We start from the raw sequence: 24,709 nt of genomic DNA on the forward strand, positions 1-24,709 counted from the left end.
AAATCCAAGTCGTTTTCGCATGCCGGTTCACGTTCCGGCTCACGGTACGGATCGCGCTCCAGGGGAGCGAATTCCCGTTCGTATTCCAAGGATTTCTCCCGCGACCGTTCGCGCTCGCCGAAGGTGCGTGAGGATTTCTCCGCCGACTTCTCCAACAATGCCGCGACCGTGTCCGGCAATCTGAACTCCGCCGACGCTCCCGCGAAGACCTTCGCCGAGCTGGGCGTTCCCCAGCCGCTGGTGCGCGTGCTCGCGACGGACGGCAAAACCACCGCGTTCCCGATTCAGGCCGACACTTTGGCCGATTCGCTGGCCGGCCGCGATCTGCTCGGCCGCGGCCGCACCGGCTCCGGCAAGACGCTCGCCTTCGCGATTCCGCTGGTCGCCCGCCTGAACGACGAGACCAGCGTGACCGAACTGGCCATGCAGGAGTTCGAACAGCTGCGCAATATCAAGGACAACGACGCGCGCCGCAAGGCGATGCTGCCGCATCCGCGCGGCCTGGTGCTGGCACCGACCCGCGAACTGGTCAACCAGATCGACGAGGTGATCCGCCCGCTCGCCGACGCCTACGGCATGAGCACCGCCACCATCTACGGCGGCGTCAAGTACAGCCGACAGATCGCCGACCTGCGCAACGGCGCCGACATCATCGTCGCCTGCCCCGGCCGACTCGAGGACCTGCTGCGCCAGAACGCGCTTTCGCTTGAGTCCGTGGAGATCACCGTGCTTGACGAGGCCGATGAGATGGCCGACATGGGCTTCCTGCCCGCGGTGACCCGCCTGCTCGAACAGGTGGACGCCGACGGCCAGCGCATGCTGTTCTCCGCCACGCTCGACCATGGCGTCGACAAGGTGGTCAAGCGCTTCCTTACCGACGCGCGCGTGCACGCGGTCGACGACGCCGACGCGCAGGTCGACACCATGACCCATCACGTGTTCGCCGTCTCCCAAGGCAACAAGCATGAGGTGATCCGCGAGCTCGCCTCCGGCAAGGGCAAGCGCATCCTGTTCACCCGCACCAAATTCCAGGCCAAGAACATGGCCAAGAAGCTCGTCGACCAGGGCATTCCCGCGGTCGACCTGCAGGGCAACCTCAACCAGAACCAGCGCGACCGCAATCTGGCTGCGTTCTCCAGCGGCGAGGTGCGCGTGCTGGTTGCCACCGACGTGGCCGCGCGCGGCATCGACGTGAGCGATGTGGAGATGGTCGTGCAGACCGAGCCGCCGGAGGATCCCAAGTCCTTCCTGCATCGTTCCGGCCGCACCGCGCGTGCGGGCGAGAAGGGCGATGTCGTCACGCTCGTGCTGCCGAACCAGGAGCGCGGCACCCGTTCGATGATGCGCCGCGCCGGCATCCAGGTGCAGTGCGAGACGATCACCCCGAATTCGCCGGCTCTTGAGGAGCTTGTCGGCGAGCATGCGCCGCTGGTGCATGGCTGGACGCTCAGCGTGCCGGTGGTCAATCCCTCCGCGGGGCGTTCGCGCCGCCGCAAGGGCTCCGGCTCGTACGGCAAGAACTCCGGCGGCCAGTACCGCAAAACGACTGGCTCCGAACACAAGCGTTCCGCCGAGGGCGTGAAGTCGCGTGACGAGCGCGCCACGGGCGGCAAGGTCGGCAAGTACGACAACCGCAAGTCCACCGCGAGCACCGAGCAGCGCCGTGAAGGCAAGCGTTCGCAGCAGTGGAACGATTGGAACACCGACTCGCGCGGATCGCGCGGCGAAAGCGGTCGTGGCGGGCGTCGTTCCGCCGCCGGATTCCGCTCGTCGCGTTCCGGCAAGCGCGCCGCGGCACCCTTCCGCGCCGGTCGCTGATTTCGTGCGCGCACCTGCGTGAACTGATACTCACGCAGGCATAAGTTGGCGGTCAGTGAACTGCCCGTGCGCATGTGTGAACCGATATCGATTCGAATGGCCGATGGCTTCCCGCCATCGGTCATTTGTCGTAGATGCGCCCCTCACGCTGGTGTGCATAACGGTGGAAAAGCAAAAGTTATCCACCGCTGTCCCCAGCTTTTCGGAAGCGCTTGCGCCGGTTGACAGGACCGCTTTATGGTTGCGGGCGAACGGACGGTGACGACGCCGTCCGCACGTTTGTGAAGGGAGAACCCATGACCATGCCCGTATGCGCCGATGCCATTGATTCCAGCCGTTCCGAGGAATCTCTGGAGGTGCTGCCCGCGACGATGACCCCACGCGCCATTGCTGTGCTGTTCCAACGCGCCGACCTTGCGCTATATGGCGACGCTTGGCGCGACTTCCTGTTGTGGGCGAATATCGGTACGACCCATGGGGCGGACGGTGACGCCGCGTCGCGTATGCAATGCGCGTTCGAGGAATGGTTCGCCTTCGATTGCGAGATCGACGAGCGGGGCGAGACGCCGTTCGATCTCGCCGCTCGGTACCGGTTCAACGTGACCTGCGACATCGACAAAAACGAATACGCGAATCTGCGTCGTGTCTCGGCCTCGAATCGCGCGTCGTGGTTCAGGGTATTGAACGCCGAGGCCGTCCGCGGCACGCTGCTGCTGGAGGATTTGGCCTCGGATCAGCTGTATGAGGTGAGGGACCGCCGGTTGGCAGGCGAACTCGACGGCGTGCGCGGCGGCGCATTGGTCGCGCGGATCGCCATGTCTTATGGAGTATGGCGCTTGGTGGGGGAGCCGCTGCATATATTGCGCCGAGGGGAGGCGAATCGAGCGCATGTGCGGTTCTGCCAGCTGTTGAATGTGCGGCAGCCGCAGTTCGCCGACCTGGTGCGGTTCTTCCATGGGCGGGACGCGGGCCGCCATGTGGCGTATGACGCGCTGCGCGACTACGAGCGCGCCCACGGCGTCGAAACCATCTGGACCAAGCTTTCCCGCGGTCTGATGTGAGGGCGCGAATCCCAATGATTGCAAGGCAACACGCGTGACACACGCGAGTAAATTAAATCATTTGACAAACTAAGTTAGCTCGTTTTATTATGTACCTGTAAGTTCCAGCAACCACTACTGCAAAGGAGCGCCCAAATGGGTCTGTGGGATATCGACAAGATTGAGTACGTCGGCCGCGAGCAGGGGCCGCAGGAAGGTCTCGCCTTCCACTACTACGACGCCGATAAGGTCGTCGCCGGCAAGAAGATGAAGGACTGGCTGCGCTTCGGCGTCGCTTGGTGGCACACCTTCGACCAGGAGCTGGTCGATCCGTTCGGCACCGGCACCTCGCACCGTCCGTGGTACGGCAAGTACTCCAACCCGATGGACGAAGCCCTCGCCAAGGTTGACTACGCCTTCGAGTTCTTCACCAAGCTCGGCGCCGAGTACTTCTGCTTCCATGATCGCGACATCGCTCCCGAAGGCGACACCCTGCGCGAGACCAACGCCAACCTCGACAAGGTTGTGGACAAGATCGAAGAGAACATGAAGGCCACCGGCGTCAAGCTGCTGTGGAACACCTCCTCCCTGTTCACCAACCCGCGCTTCGTCTCCGGCGCCTCCACCTCGCCGTTCGCCGACATCTACGCCTACTCCGGCGGCCAGCTGAAGCACTCCCTCGAAATCGCCAAGCGCCTGGGCGCCGAGAACTACGTGTTCTGGGGCGGCCGCGAAGGCTACGAGAACCTGTGGAACACGCAGATGCAGCGCGAGCAGGCCCACATGGCCCAGTTCTTCCACATGTGCCATGAGTACGCCAAGGAGATCGGCCTGGACGCCCAGTTCCTGATCGAGCCGAAGGCCAAGGAACCCACGATGCACCAGTACGACTTCGATGCCGCCACCGCCATCGCCTTCCTGAAGACCTACGACATCGACTTCATGAAGCTCAACCTCGAGGGCAACCACGCCAACCTGGCCGGCCACACCTACCAGCACGAGATCCGCACCGCCCGCGAGGCCGGCGTGCTCGGCTCGCTGGACGCCAACCAGGGCGACAAGCTCATCGGCTGGGATATGGATGAGTTCCCGACCGACCTGTACGAGACCACCACCGTGATGTGGGAGGTGCTCGACGAGGGCTCCATCGGTCCGAAGGGCGGCCTGAACTTCGACGCCAAGCCGCGTCGTACCTCCTTCTACGAGGAGGACCTGTTCCGCTCGCACATCGCCGGTATGGACACCTTCGCCGCCGGTCTGCTGATCGCCGAGAAGATGCACGAGGACAAGTTCATCCAGAACCTGCAGGCCGAGCGCTACAGCTCCTACGACTCCGGCATCGGCAAGGACATCGACGAGGGCAAGGTCACCCTGGCCGACCTCGAGACCTACAGCCTCGACAAGCCGCAGTCCGAGCTCATCGCCGCGACCAAGTCCGATCACCTCGAGTCCGTCAAGGCCACGATCAACAACTACATGCTCGAAACCCTGGCCAACGCGTGAGTCGAAAGCCCTGTGGGCTTTTGAGTAGCGTTGGGCGAGACTGAGGCGATAGCCGAAGTCGAGCAGACGCTGGGCGCGCGCAGCGCTCCGCAATTGCGGGGCAACGCGTGAGTTTTGAGCGATGATCACAGCGCAATGCTGTGATCGAGCCAATAACTAAATAGCCGGTCGACGAACAACAGGTAGTTCGCCGACCGGCGCACATTCTTCCATCTCCTTCTTTCCTTTCATTTCCGGAAAACCGCCCGCAGCACTCCGCTGCGGGCGGTTTTCCAGTATTAGGGCTTCGAAACTTTCAATCTGCCGCTTCGCACGATGCTGCGCGAAGAAACGGCCGCGTATATTGTCAAGGCGGGATTATGAGCGACGCGATAACATTTTCCAATCCGATTCTGACCGGTATGTATCCCGATCCCAGCTGGATATGGAGCGAGTCAAGAGGCGAGGCCCTTCTGGTCAATTCGTCGTTCGAACTCGTGCCCGGACTGCCGATCCATGCTTCATCCGATCTGGCGCACTGGCGTCTCGTCGCGCATGCGATTGATGAGGATATGGCCGATCGCCTGCTACTGAATTTCATGGAGGACTCCGGTGGCGTATATGCGCCCACTCTGCGGTATATCGGCGGCAAATACGTGATCGCATGCACCGTCGCCCGCCTGAACCGCGACGCCGCCGCAAAGGCTGGAGTCCCACAGGCTGTATTGGATGAGGTTCAGGCCGCGCAAGGCAACTTCATCATCACCGCGGATACGGTGGAAGGTCCGTGGGAGGGACCTTATTGGATCGCCGGCGCGGAAGGCATCGATCCGGATGTGTTTGAGGACGTCGATGGCACGGTATGGTGGGCGCAGACGCGCCCCGCATTGCAACCCCGGTGGGAGGGACAGACCGAGATCTGGACGCAGCGCATCAATCCTGAAACATGGCGGTTGGAGGAGAGTTCCGACTCGCAAGGCAACTACGGAAAAACCGTGATCTGGCGTGGTTACGGAATTGAGGCGGTATGGGCCGAAGGGCCGCATCTGTATCGCATCGGCGATTATCTGTATCTGATGACGGCCGAAGGCGGCACTAGTTTCGACCACAGCGAGATGATGATGCGCGTGCACGCGCCTGAAGGCTTCGCCTCCGCGCTGCGCGTGTTCCGCGACGATGTGAACGGGAGCGCGGTGTGGTCCGATGCTGGGCGCGACGACGAGCGTTCCGCGGTCGGCGAATACCACCGACTCTTCCATCCCGACAAGAAGAATCCCTTCCTCACCCATCGGCATTTGGGCCTGTCCGAGCCGGTGCAGTGCGTCGGACATGCCGATCTGCTGCATCATCCCACGCTCGGCTGGTGGCTCACCTGCTTGGGGGTGCGCCAGACCGCGGGAGAGAACGAGGGGGAGCTGCTGAGTTATTTCGGCCGTGAGACTTTCGTGGCTCCGGTGGCTTGGCGGCATGATCCGGCGAACTGGAAACTCTCCGCCGGAGGCGATCCGTCAGCGGGCCGCGATGCCAGTGATCCGGGATGGCCGGTGCTCGCTCATGGATCCGGCCGCCTGCCGCAGACCATGGAGATTCCCGGAAGCCATCCATCTCCAACAGAGGATGACAGTGCGGAGGAGAACCACGTGGTGCCCTTGGCAATCAGCGAGATGCTGACCATCGGCAAGGCTCCCGGCAAACGGTTCGTGCGTGTGAACGACTATGACTACACCGCGATGCGTCGCGTCTCGCGCGATGCCGACTCGTCGCTGATGCTGTTCCAGGATTCACGGAATCATGTTCTCATCCATGTTGAGAATGGGATGCTGCGTTGCGAGACGCTGACCGCCGGTGTAAGCACCGCGGCCTCGTATGAGATGCCGACGGATGCGGCGTGGATCGGCGTTCGGCTGTATAACAACATGGTGTCGTGCCTCGCTGCCGTGGAGGATTCCATCTCGGAGTTCGGCCTCGCCTGCCCATCGCTGCCGATGCGTGTGGGGCAGGGCCTGCCGCATAGCGCCACCGTGCTCGCCTCCTTCGATGCGAGATTCCTCAGCACCGAGTGGTCGGGCGGCTTCGTAGGCTGCATGGTCGGCGTATGAACGGGTCCGTCACGCAACAGCATGTCGAAACGAACGTCGGCCGGCCATCCGCACGGTTCACCGTCTCGCTGGTGATCGGCCCGGCCTGCTGGCTGATGCCTCATCAAGGGGCGATTACGACGCTGCTTCCGCAACGTGTGGGAGACATCGCTCCGGCCGACAAAGTGCCGCTGATGATGGTGTTCTCATCCACGGCGATGATTGTGGCGTTGCTGTCGAATATCGTGCTGGGCGCATGCTCCGACCGCACGCGCTCGCGGTTCGGCAAACGCCGGCCGTGGATTATTTCCTGTTCGGTGCTGTCTTGCTTGGTATTGCTCGCGTTCGCACGAAGTTCCACCATCGCCGGCATGTTGGTGACATGGTGTTTGTATGAGCTGGTGGTCAATGGGGTTGCGGCCGCGATGATCGCCCAGATGTCCGATCGGGTGCCTGAACGATGGCGCGGCACGGCCTCGTCGGCGTATGGCATCGGGCAGATGGCGGGATCCCAATTGGGTGTGCTGATGAGCGCGCAGTTCCTAGGCGATGTGCGGCTTGGGGTTGATCTTCTGGCTATGATCGCACTGGTTGGCGGGTTGTGCGCCGCATGGCTGGCGGGAGAGACGGGGAACGCGGATGAACCCCGTGAATCGTTGGGGTTGCGTGGTGTGCTGCGTGTGTTGATGTTCCCCACGTCCAATGCGTCGGATTTCTACAAGGTGCTTGCCGGACGTTTCGCGATGGTGATCGCTTCGAATATGGCCACCGGATACATGCTGTATGTGATGCAGGATTATCTGGGATTGGACCGTGCGGGGGCGGCCGCGTTGCTGTCGCTGAACTCGGCGTTGATGCTGGTGATCGGGCTGGTGTGCTGCGTGGCGGCTGGGCCCGTGGTGGACCGCTTGGGGCATACCCGCTCACTGACCGTTGCGACTATGGTGGTGGTCGCGGTCGGTATCATCGTGCCGTTCCTGATTCCCACGCCTGTTGGTTTGGTGGTTTTCGCATGCATCGTCGGCGTGGGACAGGGGACGAATTCGGCGCTGGTGCAGACCATAAGTCTGCAGGCTTTGCCGGATCCGAGCGCCGCCGCCAAGGACCTGGGTTTTTTGAACCTCGCCAACACCTTGGGAGGCGTTTGCGGGTCTCTGCTCGGTGCCGCCGTGATCGGCCGCTTTGGATACGCCTATGTGTTCGTGTTCGGTGCATTGTGCGCTCTGGTGTCAGCGGCGTGTTTCCGCTCTGTGCGGTGCGGCGCGTGATTGTGTCTCAGACGTTCGGTCTCTCAGCTGTGCAGCGCTCGCGTGCTGTTGCGGACGACCAGACTGGTGGGCAGAATCACGCTTGACGGCGTCTCGCCGCGTGTGGCTTGTATCAGCATGCGTGTGGCGGTGCTCGCCATCTCCTGCAAGGGCTGGCGTACGGTGGTGAGCGCCGGCCCCATGAACGCGGCAGTCTGTACATCGTCGAATCCGACGACGGAAAGATCTTCGGGGATGCGCAGCCCAAGCTGTCTGGCGGCTTCGTAGACGCCCATGGCTTGAAGGTCGTTGCCGGTGAAGATGGCGGTGGGGCGGGTGTCGGGGTGCTCAAGCATCGCCATGGCTTGCGCGTATCCGCAGGGAGTGGTGAAATCACCCTCGGTGACCAACACCGGATCCACGGGTATGCCTTTTTCCGCCAGTGCGGACGAGTAGCCGTCCAGACGGGCGCGCGAGCACATCATGTAATCCGGTCCGGTGATGATGCCGATGCGGGTATGCCCCAAGGAGAGCAGATGGCGCGTTGCGATGACGCCGCCGGTCCAATTGTCGGCCTGCACCGAAAGGCTGTCGGCCGAAGGGTCGCCGGAGGGGTCGAACACCACGAAGGGGATATTGCGGGCTTTGAGTTTGGTGCGTTCCGTTTTGGAGAGATTGGAGAACACGAGAATCGCGCCGAGCGGTTGGCGGCGGAGCATGCCGTCGAGCCATGACGGGTCGGGGTGTTGCTTGGTGCCCCCCTCGGTGACGGTAACGCTGAGGTCGTGCTGTTTGGCTTCGGCGATGACGCCGCGAAGCACCTCCAGAGCCCAGACCGTTTCGAAGTCCTCGAACACCACTTCGATCAGTCGCTGCTGCTTGGGCGTTGTGGGGCGACGAGTGTAGCCGCTGTCGCGTAGCGCAGCATCGATGGCCTGCCGAGTGGTTTCGGAGACATCCGCGCGTCCATTGAGGGCCTTCGATACCGTGGCCAGAGAATATCCCGTCTGCTTGGCGATGTCGCTAAGTCGGACCGATTGGCGACGGGCGTTATGGGATGCGTTGGCTGGCATGAGCGATCCTTCCTTGAGTGATAAGCATATCTTATATCGAAAGTTTCGATTTTTGCAAATAGGTGTTTTTCGTGTCGTATTTGTTGCGATGGTGTGCTTGAAAACGTTGGAATATCAGCATTTTCTTGTATCAGCTCTACTCTGATTAATTAATTTGACGATTGTACTAAAGGGGTATATTCTTAAAGGCATCGAAAACAAAGTAGAAGTTTTCGAAAGAAGTGAAATGAATTTCGGAGGTTGATGAGCGGAAGTCCGGCGGATCAATGATGGAAATCCTTCTGGGCATTCGTTGAATTCAGTTTTTCCCTGTATCTCTGCCTTCGAAAGTTTATGACACAGGACAAAAGGATTTCGTGACGAGATATAGTCGTCGCGAGACAAGGTAAGGAGTAGACGATGAAGTTGAAGTCTCTGGCAGCCGCCGCTCTTGTAGCCGCCACGGTGGTGGGCTTGGGCGCCTGCGGTAGCTCGAATGGCGCTAACGATGATCAGACCATCACGTTCTGGCATAATGCCACCGCCGGCGATGGCAAGCAGTATTGGGAGGATCTTGCCGCCGCTTTCGAAGAGGCGAATCCTGGCGTTACGGTCAATATCGAGGCGATTCAGAACGAGGATTTTGAAGGCAAGCTGACCACCGCCATGCAGGACCTTTCCTCCGGTCCAGACGTGTACATGGCACTTGGCGGCGCGAAGACCCAGGACATGGTCAACGCCGGCCAGGCGATGGATCTTACAGATAAGCTTTCGGACACCGTGACCACGCAGATGGCCTCGTCGTTGTCGTCCATCACGTATGACGGCAAGATTTATGGTGTACCGGTCACTGTTCAGCCCGGTGGTATCTGGTATTCGAAGGATTTGTTCGAACAGGCGGGCATCACGGAGGTCCCCACCACATTCGAAGAGCTTAAGGAAGCCTGCCTGAAGCTGAAGGAGGCGGGCATCGCCGCCATCGCGCTTGGCGCCAAGGATGCTTGGCCGGCCGCTCACTGGTATTACTGGCTGTCGCTGCGCGAGTGCTCGTCTGAGGCGTATGCCGCTGGCACCGTAAACCAGGACTTCTCCGATGAATGCTGGGTGAAGGCCGGTGAGGATTTCCAAGAGCTTGCCGATCTGGATGTGTTCAATGAGGGCTATCTGACCACCACCGCCCAGCAGGGTGCCAGCTCTTCCGCCGGCTTGCTGGCGAATCATCAGGCCGCTATGGAACTTATGGGTACGTGGGAGCCTGGTGTGGTCAGGGACCTGACCGAGGATGGCGAAGCGATGGAAGATCTGGGCTTCTTCGCCTTCCCCTCGGTTGACGGCGGCGAAGGTGAGGATGGCGCGCTGATGGGTGCCGCCACCGGATTCTCCGTCAATCCCGAGGCCAGCGATATCGCCGTCGATTTTGTGAACTTCATGGCTGAGAAGGAATGGCAGGAGAAGTATGCGACCGATTTCTCCACCATTCCCGCTTCCGAGGAAGCTCGTGGTGCCGCCACCGATGAGAACCTGCTGCAGATCATTGAGTATCTTAACGAGTCCTCCGAGATGCAGCTGTGGATGGATACCGCGCTCGGTAGCAACATCGGCAATGCTCTGAACACGGGAGTCGTCAACCTGCTGTCGGGACAAGGCTCCGCCGAAGACATCGTGACCGCGATGGAAGACGCCGCCGCGAAGGGCTGATCGCCCGTCTGAGGTCTGGGTTGTGGGGTGGTACGCAAACCGCCCCACAACCCAGCCGCCCAACCTTATATGTAACGATTGTCTGATGGAGCAACAATGACAAATACAGCTGCGACGAAAAAGCGGTGGGGGCTGTCTCGCAACACTTCAAAGCCAAGCGATGGCAAACTCCGTCGCTATGTGGAAATCACCGTTCTCTCAGCACCGGCGATTGCCTTATTCGTCTGTTTCGTGATCTTGCCTCTTCTTTTCGGTGCCTATTACGGCTTCTATAAGTGGAAGGGATTCGGTCAGCCTTCGGAAACCGGCGAATTCGTAGGACTGCAGAACTATATCACCGCTCTGTCTGACGCCAGCTTCCAGAAGGCGGTGCTGCATACCTTCGAAGTCGTTGTCGGTTCGTTGGTGATTCAGGCGCCGCTCGCCATCCTGTTCGCGCTTCTGCTGAATCAGAAATTCAAAGGGCGCGGTCTGATTCGTACGCTGATTTTCGTTCCTTATGTGGTGTCCGAGGTCATCGTGGGAACCGGTTGGAGCCTGTTGCTGCAAAAGACCGGCGCTGTGAATGAACTGCTGAGCTATCTGGGCATCGAAGGGCCTGATTGGCTGGCCAATCCCAATCTGGCGATGATCACGCTGCTGCTGCTTATTAGCTGGAAATATATCGGCTTCGCGGTCATCCTGATGCTGGCCGGCATGCAGTCGATTCCGGAGGAATTGTATGAGGCCGCGAAGGTCGACGGCGCGAGCTTCTGGCAGATGCAGTGGCGTATCACCTTGCCGCTGCTGGCTCCGACGCTGCGTATCTGGGTGTTCCTTTCCATGATTGGTTCGCTGCAGCTGTTCGATCTTGTGTACATCATTTGGGGCAGCTTCATCTCGGAGACCGCCGGTGTGTCCACCATGGCCACCTACATGGTGCGTCAGGGACGAGATTCCGGCAATTACGGGTATGGATCGGCCGTCGCAATCATCATCTTCCTGATTTCTCTGGTGATCGCGTTGGTGTACCAGCGTTTCGTTCTTAACCGTGACCTTGATGGAGCTCTTGAGCAAAAGCAGCAGAAGAAACGTGCCGCGAAGCGAGTGAAGGAAGAAGCTCGTCGCCAGGCCGTTGCGATCAATGAGGTGAGGTAACCATGTCCGTAAGTGTGACCGCGCGACGTAAAGCTCGCGGAGGTAAGTATTCAGCCGCCAATGGCTATCGTGTGTCCGTGAAAACCCCGTGGGGCAATCCCATCGTGTATTTCTTCGCGCTGATACTGGTGGCCGTCTGCGTGACGCCGGTGCTATACATTGTTCTTGGCGGTTTCCGCACGAATTCGCAGATCACGGTCAATCCGTCGGGTCTTCCCAATCCGTGGGTATGGGACAATTATCTGGCGGTGGTCGCCAGCGATGTGTTCTGGACTGAGCTTGGCAACTCGCTGATCGTGGCGATTTGCACCATGGTCGGCGTGGTTGTGCTGGGCATCATGGTGAGCTTCGTCATCGCCCGCTACCGTTTTAAGTATGCGCCGCTGATGTATGCGCTGTTTTCCGCCGGCCTGATGTTCCCGATGACGGTTGGCATCACGCCGCTGTATCTGATGATTCGCAACCTGGGATTGTCGAATTCCCTTGCGGGCATCATTCTGCCCCAAATCGCATTCGGTTTGCCTCAGACCATCATCATTCTGGTGCCGTTCCTGCAATCCATCCCGATGGAATTGGAAGAGGCGACGTTGCTGGATGGCTGTTCTCGACTGGGCTTTTTCTGGCGCATGGTCATCCCGCTGTCGATGCCCGGCGTCGCCACCGTCGGCATCCTCCAGTTCGTGGGCAGCTGGAATGGCTATATGCTGCCGCTGTTCGTGCTCAGCAGCTCCGATAACTACACCTTGCCGCTTGGTGTGTCGATGTTCAGTTCCGAACATTCCGTTGATACCGCCCGTGTGCTCGCATTCACCTCGTTGGCGATGCTGCCCGCCTTGATCTGCTTTACTATCTTCCAGAAGAAGATCGTCGGCGGTCTGACTGGCGCGGTCAAGGGCTGAGGCGCGTTTCAACCGTCTCACTGTGGTCCGGGGAGATTCCCTCTTCCGTCTCCCCGGATTCCTTTTCGTTCTGCAAGGAGTAAGAAGACATGAAGATCTCGAATCCGGTGCTGACCGGTTTCCACGCCGATCCCTCGATGATCCGCGTCGGCGACACCTATTACATCGCCAATTCCACATTCGACTGGTTCCCGGGCGTGCGTCTGCACGAATCCAAAGACATGGTGCACTGGAACACGCTGCCCGGCGCGTTGGACCGTACCATCCAGATCGATATGAAAGGCAATTGTTCGTCCGGCGGCGTATGGGCACCCGATCTCAGCTACGCCGACGGCAAGTTCTGGCTGGTGTACACCGACGTCAAAATGGTTGACGGCGCCTTCAAGGATTGCATCAACTATCTGGTCACCACCGAAGACATCCACGGTCCATGGAGCGAGCCGATCCGCCTCAACGGCGTGGGCTTCGACGCCAGCCTGTTCCATGACGATAACGGCCGCAAGTATTTGGTGCAACAGACCTGGGATTTCCGCGAATACCGTCATCCCTTCGACGGCATCACGCTGACCGAATTCGACGTCGACACGATGCGGCTCAAGCCCGAAACCGCCCGCACCATCTGGGCGGGTACCGAGGCCAAGCTTGTCGAAGGACCGCATCTGTACAAAATCAACGGCTATTACTATCTATTCGCGGCCGAGGGCGGCACCGTGTACGCGCATCAGGAGTCGGTCGCCCGATCCCGCACGCTGGACGCGCTCTCCTTCGAGGGCATGCCCGACAATCCGTTCATCACCAACTTCGACACCCCGCGCTCCTACCTGCAGAAACAGGGCCACGGTTCGCTGGTCGAGACGCCGTCGGGGGAGTGGTACTACGCCTCGTTGTGCGCCCGTCCGTGGCATCACGAGACCGAAGCCGCCAACGATCCGCGCGGCTGGTGCACGTTGGGGCGCGAAACCTCGATCCAAAAAGTCGAATGGGACGAGGACGGTTGGCCCCATATCGTCGGCGGCCATGGAGGAGAACGGTATGTCGACGCGCCCAAGGATGCGATCGAAACCATCGCTCCGGCCGACCATTCGCAGTGCGACGAGTTCGAATCCGACACTTTGGGGCATGATTGGAACACGCTGCGTGTGCCGTTCACCGAAGCCATGGGTCGGGTCGGCGGCGGCAAACTGACGCTGCGAGGGCAGGGATCGCTGCGCAACCTGCATGAGCTGTCGCTGGTGGCGCGCCGCTGGCAGGCTTTCGACTTCGATGCCGAAACCAAGGTCGAGTTCCGCCCGACCACTTACATGGCCATGGCTGGTCTGACCAACTACTATTCCGACGTGACTTGGTCGTGGGTGTACGTGACCTGGGATGAGAAGCGCGAAACCCGCGTGATCGAAGTGGCGCAGAACGACTTCGGCGTCTACACCTCGTTCCTCAAGGACGACGCCATCGTGGTGCCGGACGATGTGGATGCGGTGTGGCTGCGCACCAAGGTGCGTACGCGCTTCTACACATACGAATACTCCTTCGACGGTGAGCACTGGAATGAGATCCCGGTCAAGCTCGACGCGAAGCTGTTGTCGGACGACTACGTGAACCAGCGCTACGGAGGCTTCTTCACCGGAGCGTTCGTCGGCATGGCCTGCGTGGACGTGGCCGGTTACGGTGCCGAAGCGACGTTCGACCATTTCGATTACAAGGAGCTGCCGAGCCTCGGCTAAAGCGAGGTGGGCGTCGTTCGTTGATTCGACAAACGTGGAGGGGCGGTTGTGCGGCCGCCCCTCACATATAGATATTCACTGTGTCAATGTCCTACAAGGGAGTGGGTGGAATGGAACTCGCGCTTGCGAAACTGTTTGGCGATGGTTGCGTGCTGCAGTCCGACATGCCGTTGACGATTTGGGGTTGGGGCGTTCCGGGAAGCGAAGTGGTCGTCGAATTGCAACGGCGACGCTCAACCACACGCGTTGACGAAACCGGTTCATGGCAAGCCATAGTGGAACCGTTGGCGTCCGGCGGGCCGTTTGAACTATCGGTATCGGATAGCGCAGGCAACTCCCTGCGACGAACCTGCTACGTGGGAGAAGTGTTCCTGTGTGGCGGACAGTCCAATATGGAATTGCCGATGTCGTGGGTGCGCCAGGAATATCCGGAGGAATTCTCTCGATTGGAAGATCCCCTGCTACGCCAGTACAAAGTGACTCCGCACTACGATTTCCAAGGTCCGGTGACCGACCATGAAGAGGGGTCGTGGTCCGGCAGCGATCCCGACCATCTCGGAGGGTTCTCCGCGGTCGGCTATTTCTTCGGTCGTGAACTTCGTCGTCGTCTTAACGTTCCGATTGGGCTGATGAATGTGTCGCTCGGTGGGTCGCCCATCGAAAGTTGGATGGACCGTGACACCTTGTCATCGTTCCCTTCCGCGGTGGAGGCGCTGAACCCGTATCTGGGTGAGGGGGTCGCCGAAGCGAAAAGCGCGTGCAGTATCGCTCGAATCAAGCAATGGCATCGTGAACTCGCGCTTCGGGCACAGTCGGAAGATGAATTGTCTTGGAACAACATCGAATTGCCGAATAACTTCGATTGCGTGGGACTGACTCATTGGAGCGGCATAATCGAATTGCGTAAGACCATCTATCTGCGTCGGGATCAGGCTGGACTGCCGGCGATGCTGCGTCTGGGGACGATGGTTGATGCCGATGAGACCTGGCTGAATGGACATCATCTTGGCGGACGTGACAACCGGTACGACTTGCGTGATTACCGGATCGGCGAGAATGTGCTGCGGGAAGGTGCCAATGAGATTCGCATCAGATTGACCTGCGAACATGGCTTTGGCCGAGTGACGCCGGACAAACGTTTGGAACTGCGTGTGGGCGGCGAATGCGTGGATCTGTCCGGCGCATGGCGGTACGCCGTGGTGGCGCAGGCGGATGAGGAATGTCCGTACGAGGATTTCGTCCGCTGGAAACCAATCGGCCTATATAACGCGATGCTGTCCGTCTGCACAAGATACGCGCTCCGGGCGGTGCTGTGGTATCAAGGCGAGTCGAACACCGGCGATGGTGCGGCGGAATATCGACGCATGCTGACCGCCATGATCGGCCTATGGAGACGTCGTTGGAATCAGGAACGTTTGCCGTTCCTGATCGTCCAATTGCCCAATATCGATATCGATTGCGTCGAAGATGGCGGCTGGCCGGTGGTACGCGAAGCCCAATGGCAGGTGTCATGCGATGTGGACGATGTCGCCACGGTGGTGACCTTGGACGCTGGCGAGCACAATGATCTGCATCCGGTACGCAAGCGTCCGGTCGGAGAACGCCTGTGCGACGCCGCGATGCAGCTGGTGTACGAGAGAGACAGTGATTGCCCTCAACCCTGCCTGACCGGCGTACGCATGGAAGGCGATGATGTGGTGTTGTCGTTCGCGAATCAGCATATTTCACGGATGAAGGCGGATGGGGCGTTGCTTGATTCGATAACGCTTTCGACCATCGATGGCGAATCTCCGGGCGAATTCTCATTCCATTGGGCCGATGGCTTGGACGTGCCCGTGGAGGCGCGCATCGACGGTTGCCATATCCGATTGCGTCGGCCGGATCGCCGGCCGGATGAGATTCGGTACGCATGGCGCAACAATCCAGAACGCGGACTGCTGTGCAACGAGAAGGGCTCGTTGCTCACGCCGCTGCGTGTGGCGTTCCCTCGCGACTGACTGGGATAGACCGCGATGAGTAAGCGAATCCCGTTACTGTTGCATCGTCAATATCGTGTCATAGAAGTCAAAGGAGTCTGAGCGATGACCGAATACCATGTCTCTTCCGCAGGTGCGGATGCCGGCGACGGCAGCGTTGGCCGTCCCTTTGCCACCATCAACCGCGCGGCCCGCATCGCCCAGCCCGGCGATATCGTCACCGTGCATGAAGGCGTGTACCGCGAAGAGGTCGACCCGTGCAACGGGGGTCTCAGCGAGAATGAACGCATCGTCTACCGGGCGGCGCAAGGCGAAGGACGCCCCGTCATCAAAGGTTCGGAACGAATCCAAGGCTGGGAGCCGCTTGACGGATATCCCACGGTGTGGCGGGTCACGGTGGCGAACACGCTGTTCGGTGATTTCAATCCGTTCAAGGAGATCATCTTCGGCGACTGGCTGGAATCCCCCAAACGTGGCGAAGAGCCGGACAAGCATCTGGGCGACGTGTATCTCAACGGTCGCTCGTTCTATGAGGTGCCGGCTGTGGAAGACGTTTATGATCCACAGATACGTACCGAGGTCGAGGATTATGCGCTGAAAACCATCGGACCGGTGCTTGACCCTGATCAAACGCGATACGTATGGCATGCCGAAGTCGACGATATTGAGGGAGCCACCACCATCTGGGCGAATTTCCAAGATGCCGATCCCAATAATGAGCTTGTTGAAATCAGTGTGCGCCGCACCTGTTTTTTCCCATCCCGCAATCATGTCAACTACATCACCGTACGAGGTTTCGAGATGGCTCAGGCCACCGGAGACTGGGCGCCTCCCACCGCGCAGCAATGGGGCATGGTCGGTCCGAATTGGGCATACGGTTGGATTATCGAAGACAACGTACTTCACGACGCCAAGTTCTCTGCGGTGTCGTTGGGCAAGGAATTGTCGAGCGGCAACAACGAATGGGCCAAAACCGAGCGTAAGACCGGCTACCAATATCAGTTGGAATCCGTGTTCAAAGCGCTTCGCATCGGGTGGCGCAAAGGCATGGTCGGCTCGCATATCGTGCGGAACAACCATATCTATGACTGCGGGCAGAACGCCATCGTCGGCCATATGGGATGCGCGTTCAGCCGCATCGAACACAACCGCATCCGTCGTATCGCGCAAAAGCACGAATTCTTCGGCTGGGAGGTGGCGGGCATCAAATTCCATGCCGCCATTGACACCGTGATCGAATATAACGACATCGCCGACTGCTCTTTGGGACTGTGGATGGACTGGCAGACGCAGGGCACCAGAATCAGCCGCAATATCATGCATCGCAACGTGCGCGACGTGATGATCGAAGTGAGCCACGGTCCTTATCTGGTGGACAACAACATCTTCGCCTCGCCGGTGATGTTCCAAAACTGGTCGCAGGGCGGTGCCTTCGTCAACAACCTCGTCTGTGGCACCATCGACCTGTATACGGTGCCGGATCGTTCCACGCCCTACCACTTCCCTCACAGCACCGAGGTGGCTGGTTGCGCGGTCGTTTCCGGAGGCGACGACCGTTATCGCGGCAACGTGTTCGCTCCGCAATGGAACGAATCGGCTGTCGGATTGTTCGGGCTTGAATCCTATGCCGAGCATCCGACCGATATGACCGGCTATTTGGATGCACTGCACGCGATGTGGGCCGACCCGTCCCAGGGTGGGGGAGAGCGCAATCCGCTACAGCCGTTGTATGCCGCGCATAACGTGTATTGCGGCAGTGCGGGCGACAGCGGTCATGAGCAGGACGCCGTCCATATCGAATCGATGCCGGTACGACTTGAAGAGGACGGCGAGACGTTGCTCCTCGTATGCGACGTGCCCGATGGCTTGATGGAGACAAAGATTCCCGTGACGGTTTCGAAGGATCTGGGTGTGCCCCGCATCGTCGAAGAACGTTTTGAACAGCCGGATGGAACCGAAGTCGTACTGGATGTTGATCTGCTTGGGAGGTCCTGCGGAGAGACGCGTGTTCCCGGTCCAATCGAGTCATTGTCGGATGGGGAGAACCGCGTCGTGGTGTGGGCATGGTGAGCGACGATGAGGCTGCGATACAGTGCGTGTCCGATTGACGGCGAATCCTTACGATATCTGTCACTTGACAAGGCCGGCCTTGCCGTCGATGAAGTCCGTCGGAGCGGCGACGGTGGTGCCGACACCCCATGGCGTTATACCTTGACGTTTACGAACATTTCGAGTGTGACGTTTCGAGGCGTGGTTCGTGTCGATCTGCCTGTGGAAGGCGATGAGCCACGGTTCTTTCTACCGGGATTCATGTACGGGCGCAACCGCGGCAAGGCGCCGCTTTCGACGCCGGACCGTTTTCCGCGAATGCGTGAAGGTGAGGTGTCACTGCCGGCTTCGCCATGGTGGATGGTGCGCGCGGATCGTTTGGCGAATCCTTGCGCTCTGGCCGTAGCCGCCGGCAGAGTCCAGGGCGTTGCGACGGGCGCGTATTTGGTCCGGGGCGAAGACGGTTTAGTAATCAGCCACGAGACCGGTGATGACGGCGACTTCGTGCAATACACGGGGTATACCTGTTCATTGCCCACCGATGCCGAGGACGCGCCGGTGCGTGGGATCGCCTTGGTCGGCGTGACATTGGGATATGAGAATGCGCCCTGGCTGTTCGTCAGCTCCGCCAACATACAGTCCAGAGCGGGAATCGACGACCAATGTCTCGTATTGCCCGCAGGCGGCCGCGCCGTCGTATGCGTGGACGTGTTCGATTATGAGTCCCAAGACGAGCGCGGCATCATCCCGGCGTTGAAGACTGTGTATCGACGGTTCCATGAATCTCCCCGTGCTGTGGGAGACCCCCGACGCGCTGTGGTCGATCTTGCCGGAGCGGTGAGCCGCGACGCGTGGCTGTCCGATGACCACATGTATGCCGGATTCGTCTTCGACCGTCCCAGTGATCTGGGAACACGGCTCGACGATGGTCCGTATCTGTATCAGAAACTGGGCTCGAGCAGTTGGACGAACGGCATGGCCGCGGCCGCCCCTATGCTGGCCAGCGGTCTAAGGCTCCGCGACGAGCGGATGCGTGCGCAGGCGTTGGATTGCATCGACCATATCGTGCGTTATTGCGTCAACCCCGGCAATGGTCTGCCATTCGATGCTGTGCATGATGGCGTTTGGAGTAACCGCGGCTGGTGGCGGGACCGTATCCCCGAACCGGGACACAGCGCCTATCTGGTCGGTCAGATGTTGTACTACGTGCTGCAATCCTATGAGTGCGAACGTGATCTGGCGAATACGGAACACAACGACTGGTTGAATATGGTCGGAGATGTCGTTCCGAGGCTCGCCGCGCAGCGTAACAGTGACGGCGAATATCCCTTCATCTTCAGTGAAGCAACGGGGGCGGGACTGGATTATGGAGCGTTCGCGGGAGCTTGGTGCCTGGCTGCGAGCGTGTATTGGTCGAAAATCAGTGGCGATATGTCCGATTTGGACGGATTGAAGACGTCGGAACGGCATTATTATGACGCGTACGTGCGTCATATGGAATGCTATGGAGCTCCGTTGGACACCTCGAAAGCGGTGGATAGCGAAGGAGTGCTGTCCTACGTCAAGGCGACGCGCCTGCTTCATGAAATCACCGGCGAGGACCTCTACCTCGACCATCTCGCCGACGCGCTCGCCTACGAATCCACGTTCCGCTTCTGCTGGAACTCTCCCATCACGGTGCCGCCACTCAGCAAGGTTGGCTGGTCGAGTTGCGGCGGAAGTGTCACATCCACCTGCAATCCGCACATCCATCCGATGTCCAGTAACATCATCGGCGACATGCGCTACTACCTTGACCGCCGCGAGGACGGTTATGTTCGCTCCCGTATGGAGGATGCCGTGTTGTGGAGCTGCCAGACCTATAACACCTTCGACGGCGAATACGACTATGGCAAGGTGGGGTGGATGTCGGAGCGTTTCTGCCACAGCCAGGGACTGTTGGAAGAGCGATACGAAGACGGCTCGGTATCCAGCACATGGTTCGCGCTGATGCCATGGGCCATCGGGTCCATCCTTGATGGATTGACCGGCTTGTATTGGGATCGGCACATCACTCATGGAAAGGAGAACCAGGAATGATTGAACGGAACACAGGCGCATCGCTGTTAGAGCAGTGCGGTTATGAGCAGGAAGCGGTTGACCGTCGTGTGGCGCAGGTCTGGTACGAGATCTTTGAAGGCCCGAACCGGTTCTATTGGGAGAATGAGACCGGACTGGGCTATGTGATGGATACCGGAAACCATGACGTGCGCACCGAAGGCATGAGCTACGCGATGATGATCGCCGTGCAATACGACCGTCAGGACGTGTTCGACAAACTCTGGGGCTGGGTGATGCGGTATATGTATATGCCGCAAGGGCATCATGCGCATTATTTCGCATGGTCGGTGCGTCCCGACGGCGTACCCAATGTGGACGGCCCCGCCCCCGATGGTGAGGAATACTTCGCGATGGCGTTGTTCCTCGCATCACGACGCTGGGGCGAGGGGAGTGGCATCTTCGCGTATGCGGCGCAGGCGCGGGAGATTCTGCGCTACTGCGTGCACAAAGGCGAACCGGATCGCGGGGAGGATTTCGCAGGCGAGTCGATGTGGAACCCGGAGAACAAACTTATCAAGTTCATCCCCGAAACCGAATGGACGGATCCCTCGTACCATTTACCGCATTTCTACGAGGTGTTCGCTGAAGAGGCTGATGAAGAGGATCGCGCGTTCTGGAAGGCGGCGGCCCGCGCCAGCCGCGACTATCTGGTGAAGGCGTGCGATGAGCGTACCGGACTGAATCCCGAATATTCGAATTACGATGGGTCTCCTCATGTGTGCGAGCGCGGACATTGGAACTTCTATTCCGATGCCTATCGAACCGCTGGAAATATCGGATTGGACGCGGTGTGGTGTGATCCGGTTCCTGCGCTGAGCGATCGTGTCGCGGCATTGCAGCGATTCTTCCTGACCCATGACCGAACCAGCGTATATGCGGTCGACGGCACCGCCGTGGACGAGACGGTGCTGCATCCGGTGGGATTCATCGCCGCCACCGCCGAAGGCTCGCTGGCCTCGTGGCACTCGGATGCGCCGGATGCGCGCGACAACGCCCGCATTTGGGTGGACATGTTCTGGAACACTCCGATGCGCGTGGGGTCCCGTCGTTATTACGACAATTTCCTCTACGCCTTCGCCATGCTCGCCCTGAGCGGTGAATACCGTTATGCGTGGTGAAGATATCGTTTCGGTCCAGTAATGGTTCACTGTAATACGTAAGAACTGAGGAATCTATGGTTATCCGTCTTGTGCGTACAGGTTGCGGTCCGGTTGAAGGTCTATCCGAAGACGACCCATGCGTCACGGTGTTCCGCGGTATTCCCTTTGCCGCGCCGCCTGTGGAAAATCTGCGTTGGATGCCTCCGCAGCCAGTCTCTCCTTGGCAGGAAGTGCGCTGCGCTCATGCATTCGCGCCTATGGCGATGCAGCCAGTGGGATCGCCCGATGATTTCTATGGTAAAGAGTGGCAGATGGATTTGGAAACCCCGATGTCCGAAGACTGCCTCTACCTGAACATTTGGACCCCGGCCCTTTGCGGCGTCGGGGATCGAACTCGCATAATTTCTGATTCACATGTCAAGGGTCTACCGGTTATGGTGTGGATCCATGGTGGGGCTTATCAGTGCGGAAGCGTTGCGGAGAAGGAATTCGACGGCTACCAACTGGCTCGTCGGGGTGTTGTGGTTGTCAGTCTGACTTATCGGCTCAACGTATTTGGTTTCTTTGCCCACCCTGATTTGAACAATGGATACGGCGACGGTTGTGAATTGCCGTGTGCGAATTTTGGATTCCTTGATCAACGTATGGGGTTGCAGTGGGTGCGTGACAACATCGCGGCTTTCGGCGGGGATGCGAACAACATCACGGTGTTCGGACAGTCCGCAGGGGGTGCAAGCGTGCTTGCGCAGGTATGTTCGCCCATGAGTCGAGGCATGTTCAAGCGGGCCATTATGCAAAGCAGCGGCGGCGTTGGGGTGTTTAACACTCATATATGGTCGTTGAGCGAGGCCCAGCGCAACGGTGAACGATTCTTGCGCCATCTTGGCGTGGACTCATTGGACAAGGCTCGTGCGATACCAGCGCATGATTTGCTTGCGGCGGCGGAATCCTTTTCCCCTCCTGCGGAATCGAGTGGTGGCTGGTCCATGGTGGAAAATTGGATTCCATGCGTTGATGGCCGTTTTCTGACTGATCAGTATGCGAGGACTATCGAGTCCGGTGCATGCGGCGGCATTGATTTGCTATTCGGGAACACCACCAACGAATTTAATGAAGAGCGAGACGGGGTGCTGGTCGCCGCAGGCGAGGAAGGCAATCGAGAACTTGGGCGTCTATGGGTGGAAGCCGGCGGCAAAGCGCCGTTCTACTATCGGTTCGACGTCCCCATGCCTGGCGATGATGCCGGTGCTTTCCATTCGAGCGACTTGTGGTTCACATTCGGAACGCTTTCGAAGTGCTGGCGTCCATTTGTCGGCTGGCATTATGATCTGGCTCGCATGATGTGCTCATATTGGACGAATTTTGCTCTTTCGGGAGACCCTAATGGTTCAGATATGGATGGTAACCCGTTGCCTCAATGGGAAAGATTCAAAACCGATTCCGCAAGATCAATGGTGTTCTCGAAAACGTTGTCCGTTGGTTCCGGTCGACATGCTTGATGTGTTTGCGGTCGTCCGCAGCTTCTTCGAACTCGTGTCCGGACTGTCGATTCATGCTTCAGAGGAAGGCGCGATGGTCGTTATCGCAGTTCGGGAGGGATGAAGTTTGCCGGGACGCTCATGAGATTGCAATTTTCCTAAGGAAGATTTCAGCGTGTCGTGCAAAAAACCTGACGAATATTTCAGCGTGTCGTGCAAAAAACCTAAGGAAGTGGCACATCGCCATCAGCCGCGTCTACTTCGACGGGCCGATGGCGACATGCCGCTGCGTTCCGTATCGCATGACGGATGCGGTTCATCCCTCCAGCATGGTCTGGGCATCGACGAGGGTGAGCGAGGGGTCTCCATCGGCTTTCGCGCGGGTGCCTTCGGACGCGCGCTGCTTGCTGAACAGGTAGTAGGCCGTCTCACCTTTGAAATCGATAAGCGCGGTGCGCCGCTTGAGCTTGTCGATCGCTTCGGATTCGTCGAAGGTGTTGCGCCACTTGCATTCGCCCAACAGCATCTTATGGTCGAACGAATCGGTCATGACGATGTCGATATCCGTTTGCTCGCGCGCCACGGGATCATTGCCCCACCATTTGCCGAAAGCCGTGGGCTGGAAGTCCAATCGTCCCTCGCGGCATTCACGCAGCAACCATTGCATGCATAGGCTCTCGAACTGCGTGCCGACATAGGTTTCGAACACTCCTCCGGAGGTGGCGTATCGTACGGCACCGGAGGCGGTGCCGCTTTCGATCAGCGAAACGTAGGGGTTGACGAAGTGGTACCAGAAATCGAAGAACGGGTCCTTGAACGTCCACAGTCCTTTTCTGGATCGCGATGCATCCTCCCCGAAAGGCACCGTTCGCTGAATCACTCCAAGAGCGGAGAGCGTTTTCAGATACGCTCCGACGGTATTGGAGTCGACCCCGGCTTTTTCGGCGATCTCCTTGGGGCGGGTTTGCCCGGCGCCGATTGCATTGAGTATGGAATTGTAGAGAGCGGGCTCCCGTAATTCCTGACGCATCAGCATGGCCGGTTCCTCATAGAGGATTCCCGAGGTGCGGAAGCATAGCGCCGCGATGTTCTCGCTGAATGTTTTCGACTCGTCGAGTTGCTCAAGATAGTAGGGTGTGCCGCCAAGAGCCGCGTAGTAGTGGATGGCATCCTCCCACGTGCTGTGCGAGGGCATGAGCTTCACCGCGGTGAACAAATCGAACGGTTTGAGCCGTATCTGCGCGGTGCGGCGGCCATAGAGCGGGCTTTTCGCGCCGAGCACGTCGCTTTCCATAAACCCCTCGTTGCTGCCGCACAGAATCAGGGTGATGTTGGTCTGCTTGAACGAGTGATCTATGGCGATTTGCAGGATGGAGGGCAGGGCTTTCTCCGTCGCAGCCGCGTATGGGAACTCGTCGAAGACGAGAATGAAGGGGTGCTCCGCGTCCGCCTGCGCTTGTTCGGCGATGAAGGTGAAGGCGTCGAGCCAGTTGCCGATGGCTCCGGCTGAGGCGGGGATGCCGAAGAATTCGTATATGGCCTGGGAGAAATCGGCCAGATTGTTGGCCGAGCTTTGTTCTCGCGCGGTGAACATGAGCGCTCTCTGGGAGCTCATGGCACATACGTGTGAGATAAGGGCCGTCTTGCCCACGCGTCGCCGACCGTAGATGACCGCCATCTGGAAGCTGTTCTTATCGATGAGCTCGTTGAGGGCGGTGAGTTCCTCTTCTCGTCCGATGAATGTCATAGGTAGTGCCTCCGCCGTGGGCGTTGTGGTGTCGTGGGTATCGTTCAGAACGATTATAACTTGCTTACGATTAACTTGCTTATGAAC

16 protein-coding genes are annotated in these 24,709 nt (G+C 59.2%); 14 read left to right on the top strand and 2 right to left on the bottom strand.

The window, feature by feature from the left end; translation table 11 throughout:
* Positions 1 to 168: 168 nt before the first annotated feature.
* From AC1AV0_RS06810 to AC1AV0_RS06830, 5 genes are all read left to right on the top strand, one after another.
* Complete coding sequence (locus AC1AV0_RS06810) at positions 169 to 1,818, top strand: DEAD/DEAH box helicase (RefSeq protein ID WP_476572593.1); 1,650 nt, start codon at positions 169 to 171, stop codon at positions 1,816 to 1,818.
* A 296-nt stretch (positions 1,819 to 2,114) separates the two neighbouring features.
* Positions 2,115 to 2,879: a hypothetical protein gene (locus tag AC1AV0_RS06815; protein WP_476572436.1), complete on the top strand. Its 765-nt coding sequence runs from the start codon at positions 2,115 to 2,117 to the stop codon at positions 2,877 to 2,879.
* A gap of 135 nt (positions 2,880 to 3,014) precedes the next feature.
* Positions 3,015 to 4,361 carry a xylose isomerase gene (xylA, locus tag AC1AV0_RS06820; protein WP_476572438.1) on the top strand — a complete coding sequence of 449 codons (1,347 nt, stop codon included), beginning with the start codon at positions 3,015 to 3,017 and terminating at the stop codon, positions 4,359 to 4,361.
* A 359-nt stretch (positions 4,362 to 4,720) separates the two neighbouring features.
* Positions 4,721 to 6,439 (top strand): glycoside hydrolase family 43 protein, encoded by a 1,719-nt coding sequence (locus AC1AV0_RS06825; protein WP_476572440.1) that lies wholly within the window; start codon positions 4,721 to 4,723, stop codon positions 6,437 to 6,439.
* A complete protein-coding gene (locus AC1AV0_RS06830; protein WP_476572442.1) occupies positions 6,436 to 7,686 on the top strand; it encodes an MFS transporter in 1,251 nt (416 codons plus the stop codon). The genes AC1AV0_RS06825 and AC1AV0_RS06830 overlap by 4 nt, the downstream gene beginning before the upstream one ends.
* Positions 7,687 to 7,709: 23 nt before the next feature.
* Here the strand turns inward: AC1AV0_RS06830 and AC1AV0_RS06835 are convergent, their stop codons facing one another.
* The gene (locus AC1AV0_RS06835) at positions 7,710 to 8,738 is read right to left on the bottom strand and encodes a LacI family DNA-binding transcriptional regulator (protein WP_476572444.1); all 1,029 of its coding nucleotides are present in this window, start codon (positions 8,736 to 8,738) and stop codon (positions 7,710 to 7,712) included.
* A 399-nt stretch (positions 8,739 to 9,137) separates the two neighbouring features.
* Between AC1AV0_RS06835 and AC1AV0_RS06840 the strand changes: the two genes are divergently transcribed.
* The 9 genes from AC1AV0_RS06840 (at position 9,138) to AC1AV0_RS06880 (ending at position 22,896) form a co-directional block, all read left to right on the top strand.
* Positions 9,138 to 10,415: an ABC transporter substrate-binding protein gene (locus AC1AV0_RS06840; protein WP_476572446.1), complete on the top strand. Its 1,278-nt coding sequence runs from the start codon at positions 9,138 to 9,140 to the stop codon at positions 10,413 to 10,415.
* A gap of 96 nt (positions 10,416 to 10,511) precedes the next feature.
* Positions 10,512 to 11,552 carry a carbohydrate ABC transporter permease gene (locus AC1AV0_RS06845; RefSeq protein ID WP_476572448.1) on the top strand — a complete coding sequence of 347 codons (1,041 nt, stop codon included), beginning with the start codon at positions 10,512 to 10,514 and terminating at the stop codon, positions 11,550 to 11,552.
* Between the two features lie 2 nt (positions 11,553 to 11,554).
* Positions 11,555 to 12,451 carry a carbohydrate ABC transporter permease gene (locus tag AC1AV0_RS06850; RefSeq protein ID WP_476572450.1) on the top strand — a complete coding sequence of 299 codons (897 nt, stop codon included), beginning with the start codon at positions 11,555 to 11,557 and terminating at the stop codon, positions 12,449 to 12,451.
* A gap of 89 nt (positions 12,452 to 12,540) precedes the next feature.
* Positions 12,541 to 14,172, top strand: coding sequence for a glycoside hydrolase family 43 protein (locus AC1AV0_RS06855; RefSeq protein ID WP_476572452.1), 1,632 nt, complete (start codon positions 12,541 to 12,543; stop codon positions 14,170 to 14,172).
* A 404-nt stretch (positions 14,173 to 14,576) separates the two neighbouring features.
* Entirely contained in the window at positions 14,577 to 16,169 is a 1,593-nt protein-coding gene (locus AC1AV0_RS06860) for a sialate O-acetylesterase (protein WP_476572454.1), read from the top strand.
* An 84-nt stretch (positions 16,170 to 16,253) separates the two neighbouring features.
* Positions 16,254 to 18,218: a right-handed parallel beta-helix repeat-containing protein gene (locus AC1AV0_RS06865; protein WP_476572456.1), complete on the top strand. Its 1,965-nt coding sequence runs from the start codon at positions 16,254 to 16,256 to the stop codon at positions 18,216 to 18,218.
* Between the two features lie 312 nt (positions 18,219 to 18,530).
* Complete coding sequence (locus AC1AV0_RS06870; RefSeq protein ID WP_476572458.1) at positions 18,531 to 20,276, top strand: hypothetical protein; 1,746 nt, start codon at positions 18,531 to 18,533, stop codon at positions 20,274 to 20,276.
* Positions 20,273 to 21,415 carry a family 8 glycosyl hydrolase gene (locus tag AC1AV0_RS06875; RefSeq protein WP_476572460.1) on the top strand — a complete coding sequence of 381 codons (1,143 nt, stop codon included), beginning with the start codon at positions 20,273 to 20,275 and terminating at the stop codon, positions 21,413 to 21,415. Before AC1AV0_RS06870 ends, AC1AV0_RS06875 begins: the two co-directional genes overlap by 4 nt.
* Before the next feature lie 56 nt (positions 21,416 to 21,471).
* Positions 21,472 to 22,896 (top strand): carboxylesterase/lipase family protein, encoded by a 1,425-nt coding sequence (locus tag AC1AV0_RS06880; RefSeq protein WP_476572462.1) that lies wholly within the window; start codon positions 21,472 to 21,474, stop codon positions 22,894 to 22,896.
* Positions 22,897 to 23,191: 295 nt separating this feature from the next.
* Here AC1AV0_RS06880 and AC1AV0_RS06885 read toward each other — a convergent pair whose 3' ends face one another.
* Positions 23,192 to 24,622, bottom strand: a complete 1,431-nt coding sequence (locus AC1AV0_RS06885; RefSeq protein WP_476572464.1) for an ATP-binding protein — start codon at positions 24,620 to 24,622, stop codon at positions 23,192 to 23,194.
* Positions 24,623 to 24,709: the final 87 nt, after the last annotated feature.

It is taken from the genome of Bifidobacterium sp. LH_558 (assembly GCF_056356295.1).